The organism is Lelliottia sp. EB106-05-01-XG201 (assembly GCF_058791735.1).
This window is the reverse complement of record NZ_JBYTDV010000001.1, coordinates 2370722-2383696: the sequence shown is the minus strand read 5'-3', so window position 1 is coordinate 2383696 and position 12975 is coordinate 2370722. Positions and strand designations below refer to the sequence as shown.

The 12975-nt window shown below is 50.3% G+C and carries 17 protein-coding genes; 8 read left to right on the top strand and 9 right to left on the bottom strand.

Going from position 1 to position 12975, the window contains the following annotated elements:
• Positions 1-116: 116 nt before the first annotated feature.
• Together AC3WS9_RS11165 and AC3WS9_RS11160 are read left to right on the top strand one after the other, a co-directional pair.
• Positions 117-1568 (top strand): tagaturonate reductase, encoded by a 1452-nt coding sequence (locus tag AC3WS9_RS11165; RefSeq protein ID WP_492488346.1) that lies wholly within the window; start codon positions 117-119, stop codon positions 1566-1568.
• A gap of 203 nt (positions 1569-1771) precedes the next feature.
• Positions 1772-2686, top strand: a complete 915-nt coding sequence (locus AC3WS9_RS11160) for a bestrophin family protein (RefSeq protein WP_492488344.1) — start codon at positions 1772-1774, stop codon at positions 2684-2686.
• A 7-nt stretch (positions 2687-2693) separates the two neighbouring features.
• On the opposite strand, the gene AC3WS9_RS11155 is transcribed toward AC3WS9_RS11160, so the two are convergent.
• Positions 2694-3242, bottom strand: coding sequence for a GNAT family N-acetyltransferase (locus tag AC3WS9_RS11155; RefSeq protein ID WP_492488342.1), 549 nt, complete (start codon positions 3240-3242; stop codon positions 2694-2696).
• A 96-nt stretch (positions 3243-3338) separates the two neighbouring features.
• Here AC3WS9_RS11155 and AC3WS9_RS11150 point away from each other — a divergent pair, with 96 nt between their 5' ends.
• Together AC3WS9_RS11150 and AC3WS9_RS11145 are read left to right on the top strand one after the other, a co-directional pair.
• A complete protein-coding gene (locus AC3WS9_RS11150) occupies positions 3339-3827 on the top strand; it encodes a GNAT family N-acetyltransferase (RefSeq protein WP_492488340.1) in 489 nt (162 codons plus the stop codon).
• A complete protein-coding gene (locus tag AC3WS9_RS11145) occupies positions 3824-4264 on the top strand; it encodes a GNAT family N-acetyltransferase (RefSeq protein WP_492488338.1) in 441 nt (146 codons plus the stop codon). Before AC3WS9_RS11150 ends, AC3WS9_RS11145 begins: the two co-directional genes overlap by 4 nt.
• A 7-nt stretch (positions 4265-4271) precedes the next feature.
• Here AC3WS9_RS11145 and tam read toward each other — a convergent pair whose 3' ends face one another.
• Together tam and AC3WS9_RS11135 are read right to left on the bottom strand one after the other, a co-directional pair.
• On the bottom strand, positions 4272-5030 hold the full coding sequence (gene tam / locus AC3WS9_RS11140) for a trans-aconitate 2-methyltransferase (RefSeq protein WP_492488336.1): 759 nt from the start codon (positions 5028-5030) through the stop codon (positions 4272-4274).
• A 48-nt stretch (positions 5031-5078) separates the two neighbouring features.
• Positions 5079-5654: a nuclear transport factor 2 family protein gene (locus AC3WS9_RS11135; RefSeq protein WP_285144470.1), complete on the bottom strand. Its 576-nt coding sequence runs from the start codon at positions 5652-5654 to the stop codon at positions 5079-5081.
• A 111-nt stretch (positions 5655-5765) separates the two neighbouring features.
• On the opposite strand from AC3WS9_RS11135, the gene AC3WS9_RS11130 reads away from it, so the two are divergent.
• Positions 5766-6665, top strand: coding sequence for a LysR substrate-binding domain-containing protein (locus tag AC3WS9_RS11130; protein WP_492488334.1), 900 nt, complete (start codon positions 5766-5768; stop codon positions 6663-6665).
• A gap of 346 nt (positions 6666-7011) precedes the next feature.
• Here AC3WS9_RS11130 and AC3WS9_RS11125 read toward each other — a convergent pair whose 3' ends face one another.
• From AC3WS9_RS11125 to AC3WS9_RS11100, 6 genes are all read right to left on the bottom strand, one after another.
• On the bottom strand, positions 7012-7140 hold the full coding sequence (locus AC3WS9_RS11125) for a hypothetical protein (protein WP_492488332.1): 129 nt from the start codon (positions 7138-7140) through the stop codon (positions 7012-7014).
• On the bottom strand, positions 7124-7852 hold the full coding sequence (locus AC3WS9_RS11120) for a hypothetical protein (RefSeq protein WP_492488330.1): 729 nt from the start codon (positions 7850-7852) through the stop codon (positions 7124-7126). Before AC3WS9_RS11120 ends, AC3WS9_RS11125 begins: the two co-directional genes overlap by 17 nt.
• Positions 7853-7903: 51 nt before the next feature.
• A complete protein-coding gene (locus AC3WS9_RS11115; RefSeq protein ID WP_492488328.1) occupies positions 7904-9547 on the bottom strand; it encodes a major capsid protein in 1644 nt (547 codons plus the stop codon).
• An 88-nt stretch (positions 9548-9635) separates the two neighbouring features.
• Complete coding sequence (locus tag AC3WS9_RS11110; protein ID WP_492488326.1) at positions 9636-10124, bottom strand: hypothetical protein; 489 nt, start codon at positions 10122-10124, stop codon at positions 9636-9638.
• The gene (locus AC3WS9_RS11105; protein WP_492488325.1) at positions 10117-10353 is read right to left on the bottom strand and encodes a hypothetical protein; all 237 of its coding nucleotides are present in this window, start codon (positions 10351-10353) and stop codon (positions 10117-10119) included. The genes AC3WS9_RS11110 and AC3WS9_RS11105 overlap by 8 nt, the downstream gene beginning before the upstream one ends.
• Positions 10346-11194 (bottom strand): rolling circle replication-associated protein, encoded by an 849-nt coding sequence (locus tag AC3WS9_RS11100; RefSeq protein WP_492488323.1) that lies wholly within the window; start codon positions 11192-11194, stop codon positions 10346-10348. The genes AC3WS9_RS11105 and AC3WS9_RS11100 overlap by 8 nt, the downstream gene beginning before the upstream one ends.
• Before the next feature lie 300 nt (positions 11195-11494).
• Here AC3WS9_RS11100 and AC3WS9_RS11095 point away from each other — a divergent pair, with 300 nt between their 5' ends.
• The 3 genes from AC3WS9_RS11095 to AC3WS9_RS11085 are packed head-to-tail and all read left to right on the top strand — an operon-like array spanning position 11495 to position 12916.
• Positions 11495-12199 (top strand): rolling circle replication-associated protein, encoded by a 705-nt coding sequence (locus AC3WS9_RS11095; RefSeq protein ID WP_492488321.1) that lies wholly within the window; start codon positions 11495-11497, stop codon positions 12197-12199.
• Complete coding sequence (locus tag AC3WS9_RS11090) at positions 12199-12435, top strand: hypothetical protein (protein ID WP_492488319.1); 237 nt, start codon at positions 12199-12201, stop codon at positions 12433-12435. The genes AC3WS9_RS11095 and AC3WS9_RS11090 overlap by 1 nt, the downstream gene beginning before the upstream one ends.
• Positions 12428-12916, top strand: a complete 489-nt coding sequence (locus AC3WS9_RS11085) for a hypothetical protein (RefSeq protein ID WP_492488317.1) — start codon at positions 12428-12430, stop codon at positions 12914-12916. The genes AC3WS9_RS11090 and AC3WS9_RS11085 overlap by 8 nt, the downstream gene beginning before the upstream one ends.
• Positions 12917-12975: the final 59 nt, after the last annotated feature.

The following is a 12975-nucleotide window of genomic DNA, read 5'->3' as shown; positions in this document are numbered from 1 at the left end:
TATTTTTCACCATTTCGTCATGAGTTGATCAAAACAGGGTTTCATGGTCGGAAAGTTTGATAAGTTATTGGACCAATCTTATCGGGCTGTATGACTAATTAAAAAAGGAACCCCTTGTGAACACACTCAATCGTCGTGATTTTCCCGGTGCTCTCTATCCTGAACGTATCATCCAGTTCGGTGAAGGTAACTTTTTACGTGCGTTCATCGACTGGCAAATTGACCTGTTGAATGAGCACACCGACCTGAATTCCGGGGTGGTGATCGTCCGTCCCATCCAGAGCGATTTCCCGCCATCGCTTAGCACGCAGGACGGTCTGTACACCACAATTATTCGTGGCCTGAATGAGAAAGGCGAAGCGGTCAGCGACGCGCGTCTTATCCGCTCCGTGAACCGCGAGATCAGCGTCTACACCCAGTACGACGAATTCCTCAAGCTCGCACACAATCCGGAGATGCGCTTTGTCTTCTCCAACACCACCGAAGCGGGTATCAGCTATCACGCCGACGACAAATTCGACGACGCGCCAGCGGTGAGTTATCCGGCAAAACTGACTCGTCTGCTGTTCGAGCGTTTCAGCCATTTCAACGGCGCAGCCGATAAAGGCTGGGTGATTATTCCGTGCGAACTGATTGATTATAATGGCGATGCCCTGCGTGAACTGGTGCTGCGCTATGCGCAGGAGTGGGCGCTCCCGGCGGCCTTTACCCAATGGCTGAACGATGCCAACAGCTTCTGTTCCACTCTCGTCGACCGCATTGTGACTGGCTATCCGCGTGATGAAGTGGCAGCCCTCGAAACCGAACTGGGCTATTACGATGGCTTCCTCGATACCGCCGAACACTTCTATCTGTTTGTGATTCAGGGGCCAAAATCTCTGGCAGCCGAGCTGCGCCTCGATAAATTCCCGCTTAACGTGCTGATTGTTGACGACATCAAGCCGTACAAAGAGCGCAAAGTGGCGATCCTCAACGGCGCGCACACGGCGCTGGTGCCAGTTGCTTTCCAGGCGGGGCTGGACACGGTGGGTGAAGCGATGAACGATGCGGAAGTCTGCGCATTCGTCGAGAAGGCCATCTACCAGGAGATCATCCCGGTACTGGATCTGCCGAAAGACGAGCTGGAATCCTTCGCCAGTGCGGTGACGGGGCGCTTCCGTAATCCGTACATCAAACATCAGCTGCTGTCGATCGCGCTGAACGGCATGACGAAGTACCGCACCCGTATCCTGCCGCAGCTGCTGGCAGGGCAGAAGGCCACCGGTAAACTGCCTGTGCGACTGACTTTTGCACTGGCGGCGCTGATGGCGTTTTATCGCGGGGAGCGTAACGGTGAAAGCTATCCGGTGCAGGACGACGCTCACTGGCTGGAGCGCTTCCAGCAGCTGTGGACTCAACACCACGATAAACAAATCAGCACCAGCGAGCTGGTCAAAGCGGTTCTCAGCGTCACTGAACACTGGGAGCAGGATCTGACGAAAGTGAGCGGATTGGTAGAACAAGTTACCCTGGATCTGGATGCGATTCTGCTGCAGGGGATGCGCGCGGCCGTTAAACCGCTGTGCTAATAACGACTCCCGGCTCCGGCCGGGTTTTGTTTAAACACACAATAGTTACAACATACTATGTGCCCCGTTTCTTTAAAGTACACTTCAGCATCGTGCGCTTTTTGTCTGACAGTGAGAAAAGGGGCAGCAATTCCGTAACAAGCTTGCAACCGTGACGGCGATCACGTTTAATAGTCGCGCTCTTTATTGACCTGAAGCTGACTATGATTGTTCGTCCTCAACAGCACTGGCTGCGCCTGATTTTCGTCTGGCACGGTTCCGTTCTGTCTAAAATCTTTACCCGGTTGTTCCTTAACTTCCTGTTATCCATCGCTGTTATCGTGATGTTGCCGTGGTACTCATCGCTCGGCATCAAACTGACCGTTGCGCCGTTCAGCATTCTCGGTGTGGCCATCGCGATCTTCCTCGGCTTTCGCAATAACGCCTGTTATTCGCGCTACGTCGAGGCTCGCCAGCTTTGGGGGCAACTGATGATAGCGTCACGCTCGCTATTTCGCGAGGTGAAAAACACGCTTCCGGACGATCCGCACCTGAATGAGTTTGTGCGCCTGCAAATTGCGTTCGCTCATTGCCTGCGAATGACCCTCAGAAAACAGCCGCAGGCGGACCAACTTGCACGCTATCTCTCCCCGGTGCATCTGAAAGCGGTGATGAGTTCAAACTCGCCGTCGAATCGCATTTTACTGATCATGGGTGAGTGGCTGGCAGTTCGCCGCCGGGAAGGGCATTTGTCCGATATTCTGTTCCACAGCCTCAATAACCGTCTTAACGATATGTCGGTGGTGCTGGCCGGTTGCGAGCGCATCGCGAATACGCCAGTGCCGTTTGCTTACACCCTGATTTTGCACCGTACCGTTTATCTTTTCTGCATCATGCTGCCATTTGCCCTGGTGGTCGATCTGCACTACATGACGCCGTTTGTCTCGGTGCTGATCTCCTACACCTTTATCTCTCTCGATGCGCTGGCAGAAGAGCTGGAAGAACCTTTCGGTACAGAAAATAACGACTTGCCGCTGGACGCCATCTGTAATGCAATGGAGATCGATCTGCTGCAGATGAACGACGAGCCGGAAATCCCGGCCCGCGTATTACCGGACAGACATTACCAGCTCACGTAACGAACATTCAGGAACGCTGCAGGGCGTTCCACTCCTCACGAGTGATTTCCCACAGCTCCGAATCCAGCTCGCCGCAGACGTAAGCTTTCTTTTCGGTTCTGACCAGTCGCATCCCGCTGCTTGCTGAAATCCGCTGCGAACGTTCGTTGACCGCCGCTTTTGGCGCGCGCAGCAGCGGTTTGTTCAGGGTATTAAACCAGAAGTCCGTCGCGGCAATGCTGGCTTCACGCATATATCCCTGACCCTGCCATTCGGGCGCCAGCCAGAATCCCCGATTGTTATCTTCCACATCGTACAAGCAGATCAGGCCCATCAGACGGTCGGGGTCGTCTTTGCGACGAATCGTCCAGAACCAGGCCACGCCGTTTTCGACATCCGGCAGAGCGACGTTATTGACGTAATTCGCCGCGCCATCGGGCGGATAGGGCCAGGGCACGCTCGCCACCAGGTAGCGAACAATCTCCCAGCGCGGATATAGCAGCTGAATTTGCGACGCATCCTCCGCTTCCAGCGGTTTCAGTATCAGGCGTTCGGTGGTTAACGTTGGCGTCTTCACGGTTCGCATCTCCATTATTTGTCGTTATGTTTTTGTTTGCCTTCTGCTATTTTCATGATTATCACATTCTGTCGTGTCTGAATAGCCGAGGAAAATATGACCTTAAGACTGGCCGCACCGGAAGAGGCCGAAAGGCTCTGGCATGTTCGTAACCTGGCGATCCGCGCAGGCTGTCAGAGCAGCTACGCTCCTGACGTGATTGCCCGCTGGACGCCGGACGCGATGCCTGAAAGCTATCGTCAGGTGATCGTCGACAATCCTTTTTATGTTATCGAAGATGAGAAGGGCGCGATCGTGGCAAGCGGCTATCTCGATCTTGAAGCCAACAGCGTGGAGGCCATTTTCACCGTCCCCGAAGCGGCCGGAAAAGGGCTGGCGGGGCGGATCATCGCGGCGATTAAAGTCGATGCCCGCGAGCGTGGCATTTCGCGATTAACGCTCTCTTCGACGCCCAATGCGCAGACGTTTTATGAGAAACAAGGCTTTATGACGCTCGGCGAGAGCATTCATTATTCCAGAATGGCCGACGCGGAGTTACGCTGTTTTAACATGGTCATGGATTTAACCGGCGAGGAGACAAAATGACAGTTTCGGTCAGGGCGTTAAATAAAGAAGATTATGCCGACTGGCGACCGCTGTGGGATGGCTACACGGCGTTTTATGAGTGCGAACTCGATGAGTCCGTGACGGCCTCGACGTGGGAAAGGGCGCTGAATCCAGATTCGGCGCTGCTTTGCCGGGTGGCGGAAATCGACGGGAAAGTGGTGGGGTTTGCCATGTGCGTGCTTCACGAAGGGACATTTTCGAGCGCGCCGGTCTGCTACCTGGAAGATCTGTTTGTCGATGAAACCGTTCGTGGGAGCGGTGCCGGAAATGCGCTGATTGAGGCGCTGCAGGCGGAGGGTAAACGCGAAGGGTGGTCAATGCTCTACTGGGTGACGCGGCAAAACAACCCTGCGCGAAAACTCTACGACAAGTTTGTTACAGCGGACGATTTCGTCCGCTACCGCGTTTCGCTTTAAGTGACGCTTACGGCTCGCGGCGTGCAACGATAAACAGCCGCGGGAAGGCCAGCAGTATCTGTCCGTTTTCCTGTAACGGATACTGCTGTTCCAGAAGTTCATGATAGCGTTCCAGATAGTTCCGCTGCTCGTGTTCGCTCAGATCCTGCAACCACGGGCGCAATCCTGTCGCGCTCACCCAGTCAACGATCGCCTGATGAGAACTCATTTTGTGATAGTAGGTGGTGCGCCAGATATCCACGTCACAGCCCGCATCGGTCAAAATATCAAAATAGGCGTGAACACCGGGCAGCGGATCGCGGCTGCGGTCCGGAAAACCTTGTTCGTAGGCCACTTCCCGCATCAATACGTGCGAGGGTTCGTCGCGATTGTCAGGCATTTGAATCGCTAAAACGCCGTTCATTTTGAGCAGGGAAACCAGGTGCGGCAGCAGCTCATAGTGATCGGGGATCCACTGGAGCGACGCATTGGCGTAGACCAGGTCGACCGAATGTGGCGGGCGATAAGTTTGGATATTGGCTTCGATAAACTGGCACTCAGGCAAGGCGACCCGCGCCTGTTCCAGCATCGCGGGAGAATTATCCACGCCAACAATGCGTGCCGACGGCCAGCGCTGATGCAAAAGCGCGGTGCTGTTCGCCGGGCCGCAGCCCAGATCCAGAACATCCGTCACCTCGTTCAGCGCTACTCTTGCCAGCAACTCGGCGGCGGGACGGGTGCGTTCCGCGCCATATTGCAGATATAAAGAAGGGTTCCAGTCGGCCATCAGCGCATCTCCAGTTTGCGGGTTTCAGCAAGTGTAGATGATTTATGTTCAGGCGTTTAGCCAGGCCTGACCATCGGCTTTCATTTTTCGCTCTAATTCACTGCCGCGCGTGGCAAAAACACGCTTCACAGGGAAGCCGCTTTTTTCCAGCACGTAAGCCAGAGCGGCATATTCGCGCGGGTATTTCTCGGCCGTCGCCGTGTCGATTTCCACCAGTCCCAGCGGGAATGTGAAAGTGCCCATGTCGTAAATGCTCTGACGATGGAAAAGCTTCCAGACGCCATTACGCTTCTCGACCAGATCGTAGAAACGGTTATGGCCGTTACAGCCCACGTTCAGTTTGACGTTTTCACCGATAATGATGGCGTTGGTTTCGACAATCGCTTTGTCGCCGTTGAAGGTGATAATCGGATTGCCCATCAGATGCTTAGTGCGGATATCGGACGCGCCCATACGCTCCGAGCCGCTGACAAAATCGCTAAAAAGCCCTTCGAACCAGGTGACTTCGATGGTGCCGTCAGGGTGAAACAGTGAACGCAGCTGATCCCATTCGTTTAAATCCCGGTGGATCCAGCCGTTAATCAGGTCGGTAATCTGCAGACGGTCTTCAACTCTGTTGTCCATTTTCGTGCTCCGGTACGTGAAAGATGTATGGAGTATTCACTCTGCCTTCGATAACATCCAATAGATTAAATTGACTGATTAATCATTTTTTATGATGACTGGAGAAGAGTGATGGATTTACGCCAGTTACGCTATTTTCTGGCCGTGGCGGAAGAGAAACACTTTGGCCGCGCAGCGCAGACCTTAAATATCGTGCAGCCTGCGCTTAGTATGCAAATTCGTGCGCTCGAGGAAGAGCTCGGGGGCGCATTATTTCTGCGAACCAGCCGCAGCGTCGAGCTGACCGAAGCAGGAAAACTGCTCGAGACTGAGGCGCGGCGCACGCTGGAACAGGCTGAGTTTGCTCGTCGTTCCGTCGAAAGATCTCTGCGCGGCGAAACCGGCACGGTGCGGATTGGCTTCGCCGGCAACGCCATTTTTAGCGGCAAACTGATGCATGACTTACGGCTTTTTCGCCGACATTATCCAGACGTCGAGATGATTCTGCAGGAGGTGCCAGCCCAGCAGCAGGTTGAGGCGATCCTCGCCGGACAGCTGGATATCGGCTACACGCCGGATCACAGTAAAACGCTGACCGGCGGAATTCAGGTGCAAAGAATAGGGGACTGGAAAATTCTGGTGGCGCTGTCGGACGAGCATCCGCTGGCTGAGCACCCGCAGCTCACGGTAGAAATGCTCTCCGGGGAGCCGTTGATCCTCTACGATGCGCATGATACTCACGAAAAACTGTACCTGATGTTAAGCCAGAAACTGAAACATGACCTTCGAGTTGCGCATCGCTCTGACAGTTCGCTCAGCGTTCTGGCGCATGCCGCCGCCGGACTCGGCCTGGCGCTGGTTCCCGAGCCGTTGCAGCAGGTCAATATTCCTGGGCTGGTTTACCGCAGTCTGAATGATTCGGAGATGACGGCTAATCTGCTGATGATCAGCCGTGATGGTGAAACGAAGGGTGCGGTAAAGGCGTTTCTGTTACTGGCGAGCCAGGACGCGTCTTTGATGGCAAAAGTGTAGACCTGGAGCAGATACTTTTCTGAATTGCTGGAATGCGGGGCTTTACATAAGAGACTGTGGAACTTGAGCGGTGTCGGTGACGATCTGAGGCTGTTAGCAATCAGGACCAAGGATGACCACAAACCGGTGGATTCTGTCTGGGTTATGGGTGGTGCGCATAATGTAGCGTTATGTTATATCGTTAGTACTTCCGTACTATATACGATAGCCTCCGCGAGCACTGCGGCGCGGGCGATTGCGCTTGTGTGTTCCAGAATGTTTGCGAAAGCTCCGACGAGAACCTCGCTTAGACATGCGATGACGACGCATATTTATTCTCCTTAGTGAAGGGGCCGAAGCCCCTGAATTAATAGTGATCTGCAACAAAAGCAGCAGCAGCCAACCCAAGTACAGAAACAACAACAATCATCCAACGAATCAAACAAAGTAATTTGGCAAACTCAACTCGCCAATCCCATTCATTTCCATTTGCCATAGGCACCATAAGCATTCGTACCAGGACCAGAAGGGGGAGACTTATAATTCTTCATATATGATTTAGCAGAATGATATGTACCATTACCCAAGTTTATATAAGTACCTGGATTACCGGCACCACCACGAGTCATCATATTTGTCCTGAAAACTTGCTCACCTGTATCAGTTTTTAAGAAATCCGCAGTAGTTTTTGACTGAACGGCATCATAATTAGTCTTGACTGCCTGCGCCGATGATAAGCCGGTTTGCGCGGCCATAAGCCCACGTTTTGCAGCTTCGGTAGTGGCCTGCTGATTAATTAAGTTCGCCTGAGCGTTCTGAACCTTAAGCTGACCAGCGGAAACCGCTGTATCGGCGACATTTTTAGCACTCTGTGCTTCTTGAAGATTGACCGTAGATGCGGTCTGAGCCGTGTTGTTAAGCGAATTTTGCTTAGCAGCGTCGGCAACTTTGGACTGCTGATAGGCTGAGTATAGCTTAGTCATAGCGCCCCCTTGATAGGGATTCTGCATCTGGGGCGTGCTGGCACCCTGTATGGCTCCATTTGTGGCAGCAAGCACAGGGTTTAACCCAGCGGCCTTTAAATCAGCGACACGACGGGATACAGCCGTATTAGACATTTGCGCGTTAGCACTGTTAGTCATACCCGTAGAAATAAGAGAACCGGCAGCATCAATAGCACCGGATATAGCAGCATCTGCCCAACCCATTTTTTGTTACTCCTGCAGGAAGTAAAAAGCGCCCCATAGGGCGCTTGGATATTAGAAGTGGTCGATATAACCAGGTACCGAGTAAGTCGGCATCGGCCGCGCGCACTTCAGGTCAAAAAACACATCCATAAGAAACTCAGGTTCATTTTGCACCGCAATAACACGATCAATGGGCGGATGCTCCTCAATAAAATCCTTGTTTAAGGTTGGAAGGCTGTCAAACTTCTGGGCCAGATGCCAGATATCTAACGATTCAGGAGACGTAGAACGCATCTTGCCAGTCACCTGCGACATACCATAGCGATACTCCGCATAACGCTCCTGATAACCGAACACACCATCATCAACCGGATTACCGTCAGCATCCTTAACAGCAGATCCTTGCGCGTAAATCTCTTTATTGAGCACAGCCTGTTCACCCAGATGAGCAAGCGTAGGCCAGAAGAAATCATAGCGAGTCTGGCGAGACCACATACGCGGAATACCCTGCTGATATGTCAAATCAGCACGAACGCAACAAATACCGATAATCGTACAGTGTTCAACGAATGAATGACTAAAGCCATGACGGAAGTCACCCGCAAAGCCGAACGCAGCGAGGTTACCCTGTGGAGACGTAGAGTCTGAAGCAGAGTTTTGAAGCACGGGATTCACATTAATATCAATCGTACCGCCGCCAAGATATTCGGGGCGTTGTACGCGGGAATCCGGCGAAATAACGCCGAAGTGAGAACGGATAATCTCTGTATAACGAGTACCACCGCGCGCATCACGTTCAAGCATACGTTGTAGCTGGAAGGCCTCACGCAATGAGTTAATTGTGAGGGCGTCAGTATTTGTAATAGAAAGACCAGGATTATCACCAAAGCCAGTCATGCGTAAATATTGAGAGCTCATATCAGTATTAGTAGGAATAATATGAGGACCAGTACCGGGGCCCGTACCGGATACATATTCAGACGCAAGAGGAGAAATCCACGATTGAGCACCATCAGATGTAGTGAACTGAAAATTTAATCCATCCTGAGTTGTGAGCGTAGGTGTACCGAGAGCAAGCTCAACACCGTCACCTTTTTGAGGCCATGGAAGACACGAGGTGAAATAGTCATGACGTTTTCCACGACGTTTTAAGCGGAAGTCAGTCGGGTTACCATCGGCATCACCTTTATCCACTGGAACAGAATCACATAAGTTCTCATCTCTGAACCACTCGTTATATATCAAATTATAAGCGCGCAATGGCAATGCGCTATGAGACAGATTAGGAACGCCAATCGGCAATCCCATATAATCACCCAAATCACCAGCACGATAACCAGCGCCAGTATTAATCTGAGGTATTAAATAATCAACTGAATCACCAGGGTTAGTTTGCTCACCGTTAAACTTTTGCCAATTATCCCAGACAAGACGATTAGGAACGCTGAAAAAAAAGTAATCTAATTTCAGGTTATCCATAAATGGTGTAATAGGCGTAGTAAGACGAGCAAGAATAGATGTTTTGAGATGGAAAGTATCACCGGGCAAAGTTTCATCCACAAAAAAGGGAATAAGCCAGCCAGAATTAAACGTTGTTTTATAGTTCGAGCTCCTGTTAAAGACAGACCGAGGGATGTTAGTAGACGGTATTGTACCGAAATCATGGGACATGTGAGACCGGTTAGCACGGCCAAGATAGCTACCACGACGTTTCATAAGCAACTCCAGAAGATTCCAAAAGGGTTAAGAAAGGCAACACCAAAAGCTCATCGCTGAAAGATTGGTGTCACCTGGCACAGTTACATCAAGAGGAACTGTGCCCGGCAGGCGTCGGAGCCGCTGCCGGAGGTTCCGAAACCGGGGGTTTCGGGTCTCCCGACGGGTTGGACGGACCCGAAGGCGGCGGCATAGCCACCGACTTCTCTCCGCCCTCCAGTAAGCCTAATTCCACGGCTTTCCCAATGTTGTCCGGATTGGTCATAAACTCCACGTACTTATCAACGTCGTTACCGAACTCCTTACGGATGGAGGAGGGCAGGGACATGAAATCGTCCTCTACGTCAGCAATACGATCCAAAGCCTGCTGATAATCTGCATATACGGTGCAGTCATAATAACTAGCACGTTGTGTAGGCGTGAAAATCGCCATATTTTTTGTAGCAATAGCACGCGAAACAATCTGATTAATATCAGTTTCATTTTTAAAGTGTTGCTGAGTACGTGTAGGCTCAGTAAACACAATACCCGCTACAGGAGGCGGGTTATAACGTGAATAAATCTTCGGTTTAAGCATTTTCAACCTCCAGAGGCATACTAACTATATATTTACGGTCAATATCTACGACCATATTTTGGTCCTCAATGAATCCAACCTCAGCAATAACATATAGTGAGAAATTACGGTGTTGTTGCATCAGACACCAGTTATAAAAATAAGAGCCTGCGGCACCTTCATTAGTTTGCAGAAAAGTAAAGGTATCAACATTCATTACATCATCACGGATTGCAAAGAGTTTAGCCATTTTCATATTTCCTTATCATTTGCTGAAATTTAAGAATTGAGTGTTTATCCAAATGCTGTAAGCGCCATGGGTCGACGACCACAGCATTTTCTACGCGAGAAAGTTTATTTTTTTCGAGTAATTCGAGGTCACATCCGGATAAGAGTTTGTCGTAATAACGCGGAGGACGTGACATCCTTCCGCCGCGAGAGATAACTTTGTCATAATTGACAATGTCCTCATAGTATTTGAGAAAATATGTATATCCAATGCCTGGGCGTAACGACATAGCCGAGAACTCCGGCTTGCGCCCGTTATAATGACTCTCGGCTTTTTGCCCGGTAATTTTTTTAACGCAATATCTTGCAGTATACGCAGCGCTCTCAAACGAAAATCCGGCGAGAACAGAGAAACCCATGGGCCAAAGCTGAGAAAGGGTAGCTGAATTAAACAGCGGGAAATCACCATGTTTGTAAAGCCTCTTATCATCAAAATCCAGGTTAAACAGAATGACGTGATAGTGAGGACGCTGGAGCTTAGAACCGTATTCGCCACAGGCGAAGTAACGGATCGTTCGTCCGGAGAAATGCTTACGCAGCCGCTTAAAGAAATCGGTGAGATGTTTACGAACGAGTGTACCGCCTTCGGGTAAGTGGGCGTCATCATACGTAAGCGTGATAAAGCAGTTGTGGTCCCACATCTGCGCTTCATGCGTACAGCGTATAGCCCATTCGCGGGAATGGGTTAGGCGGCAGTTGACACACTGACCACACGGAAGCTGAAGAAACTCAGCGCCGCGAGACGGCGTGAAGAAGATTTTGCCGTTGACTCGATATGCATTAAGTGGACGTGTACAGGCCATAAGTTGGAACCTTGGTGAGCCAGTAAATGCCACAAAAAGCGCACCAGAACGTCAGTGCGCATAATGTATATTATGTTAAATAGGTTTGTTACGTAACTCTCTCATTTCCTGGGAGAATTTGCGATGCCTTGTACCAGCCCTCTTAAGGCTTGGCGTTCACATTCAGGTAACATTGTTTTTCACTGTTCTCTCCGTGAGGAGAAGACTTTTGAGAAGCTATCTCTCCCTTGTGGTCAGTGCATTGCTTGTCGTCTGGCCCGTTCTCGTGAATGGGCCGTTCGCTGTACTCACGAAGCGCAGATGCACGAAGCAAACTCATTTATCACTCTCACGTATCGTGACGAGGACTTACCTTGGTCCGAGTATGGTTACCCAACTCTGGATCCTCGTGATGTAACTCTTTTCCTTAAGCGGCTGCGTAAGGAGATTTCCCCTCGTAAAATTCGCTACTTTGGCTGTGGTGAATACGGTACTAAGTTCAACCGTCCTCATTATCATTTGGTGATATTCGGCTATGACTTCCCTGATAAGTCTTTATTCAGAAGCGGTAAGTTCGACTTATTTATCTCGGAGCTTCTACAAAAATGCTGGCCATTTGGGCATTCCGTGGTCGCTGGCTTTTCATTCGAATCGGCTGCGTATACAGCGCGATATTGTGTTAAGAAGATTAATGGACCAGACGCTTCAGAACATTATCATGATAGAGTCCCGGAATACTCCATGTCATCTAACCGCCCCGGTATTGGTGCCACTTTCTTTGAACGTTTTAGCAAAGATATTATATTTGAAGACAAGGTTATATCCCGCGGCGGCAAAGCTTCTAAGCCGCCCCGTTACTATGACAAGCTCTTGGGAAGAATGGACCCAGAACTTCTGGAACGAAATAAACAACGACGTAAGGACGACCTTGTGGAGGTCGACGAAACCCGTCTTAAACAGCTAGAAAAATTCAATTTTCTTAAATTTCATAAAATGATGCGTAAATACGAAGAAGGAACTAACTAATGGCTAAATTATTTGTAATCCGTGACGATGCAATGAATGTAGATACCTTTACTTTTCTTCAAACTAATGAAGGTGCCGCAGGCTCTTATTTTTATAACTGGTGTCTGATGCAACAACACCGTAATTTCTCACTATATGTTATTGCTGAGGTTGGATTCATTGAGGACCAAAATATGGTCGTAGATATTGACCGTAAATATATAGTTAGTATGCCTCTGGAGGTTGAAAATGCTTAAACCGAAGATTTATTCACGTTATAACCCGCCTCCTGTAGCGGGTATTGTGTTTACTGAGCCTACACGTACTCAGCAACACTTTAAAAATGAAACTGATATTAATCAGATTGTTTCGCGTGCTATTGCTACAAAAAATATGGCGATTTTCACGCCTACACAACGTGCTAGTTATTATGACTGCACCGTATATGCAGATTATCAGCAGGCTTTGGATCGTATTGCTGACGTAGAGGACGATTTCATGTCCCTGCCCTCCTCCATCCGTAAGGAGTTCGGTAACGACGTTGATAAGTACGTGGAGTTTATGACCAATCCGGACAACATTGGGAAAGCCGTGGAATTAGGCTTACTGGAGGGCGGAGAGAAGTCGGTGGCTATGCCGCCGCCTTCGGGTCCGTCCAACCCGTCGGGAGACCCGAAACCCCCGGTTTCGGAACCTCCGGCAGCGGCTCCGACGTCTGCCGGGCACAGTTCTACTTGATGTAACTGTGCCAGGTGACACCAATCTTTCAGCGATGAGCTTTTGGTGTTGCCTTTCTT

What these genes read in the sequence shown, in the direction of transcription:
- AC3WS9_RS11110 (WP_492488326.1), bottom strand. Translation starts at nt 10,124, where the DNA reads ATGCTTAAACCGAAGATTTATTCACGTTATAACCCGCCTCCTGTAGCG.
- AC3WS9_RS11135 (WP_285144470.1), bottom strand. Translation starts at nt 5,654, where the DNA reads ATGGACAACAGAGTTGAAGACCGTCTGCAGATTACCGACCTGATTAAC.
- AC3WS9_RS11130 (WP_492488334.1), top strand. Translation starts at nt 5,766, where the DNA reads ATGGATTTACGCCAGTTACGCTATTTTCTGGCCGTGGCGGAAGAGAAA.
- AC3WS9_RS11125 (WP_492488332.1), bottom strand. Translation starts at nt 7,140, where the DNA reads ATGGCAAATGGAAATGAATGGGATTGGCGAGTTGAGTTTGCCAAATTA.
- AC3WS9_RS11160 (WP_492488344.1), top strand. Translation starts at nt 1,772, where the DNA reads ATGATTGTTCGTCCTCAACAGCACTGGCTGCGCCTGATTTTCGTCTGG.
- AC3WS9_RS11085 (WP_492488317.1), top strand. Translation starts at nt 12,428, where the DNA reads ATGCTTAAACCGAAGATTTATTCACGTTATAACCCGCCTCCTGTAGCG.
- AC3WS9_RS11120 (WP_492488330.1), bottom strand. Translation starts at nt 7,852, where the DNA reads ATGGGTTGGGCAGATGCTGCTATATCCGGTGCTATTGATGCTGCCGGT.
- AC3WS9_RS11145 (WP_492488338.1), top strand. Translation starts at nt 3,824, where the DNA reads ATGACAGTTTCGGTCAGGGCGTTAAATAAAGAAGATTATGCCGACTGG.
- AC3WS9_RS11150 (WP_492488340.1), top strand. Translation starts at nt 3,339, where the DNA reads ATGACCTTAAGACTGGCCGCACCGGAAGAGGCCGAAAGGCTCTGGCAT.
- AC3WS9_RS11100 (WP_492488323.1), bottom strand. Translation starts at nt 11,194, where the DNA reads ATGGCCTGTACACGTCCACTTAATGCATATCGAGTCAACGGCAAAATC.
- AC3WS9_RS11095 (WP_492488321.1), top strand. Translation starts at nt 11,495, where the DNA reads ATGCACGAAGCAAACTCATTTATCACTCTCACGTATCGTGACGAGGAC.
- AC3WS9_RS11115 (WP_492488328.1), bottom strand. Translation starts at nt 9,547, where the DNA reads ATGAAACGTCGTGGTAGCTATCTTGGCCGTGCTAACCGGTCTCACATG.
- tam (WP_492488336.1), bottom strand. Translation starts at nt 5,030, where the DNA reads ATGGCCGACTGGAACCCTTCTTTATATCTGCAATATGGCGCGGAACGC.
- AC3WS9_RS11090 (WP_492488319.1), top strand. Translation starts at nt 12,199, where the DNA reads ATGGCTAAATTATTTGTAATCCGTGACGATGCAATGAATGTAGATACC.
- AC3WS9_RS11105 (WP_492488325.1), bottom strand. Translation starts at nt 10,353, where the DNA reads ATGGCTAAACTCTTTGCAATCCGTGATGATGTAATGAATGTTGATACC.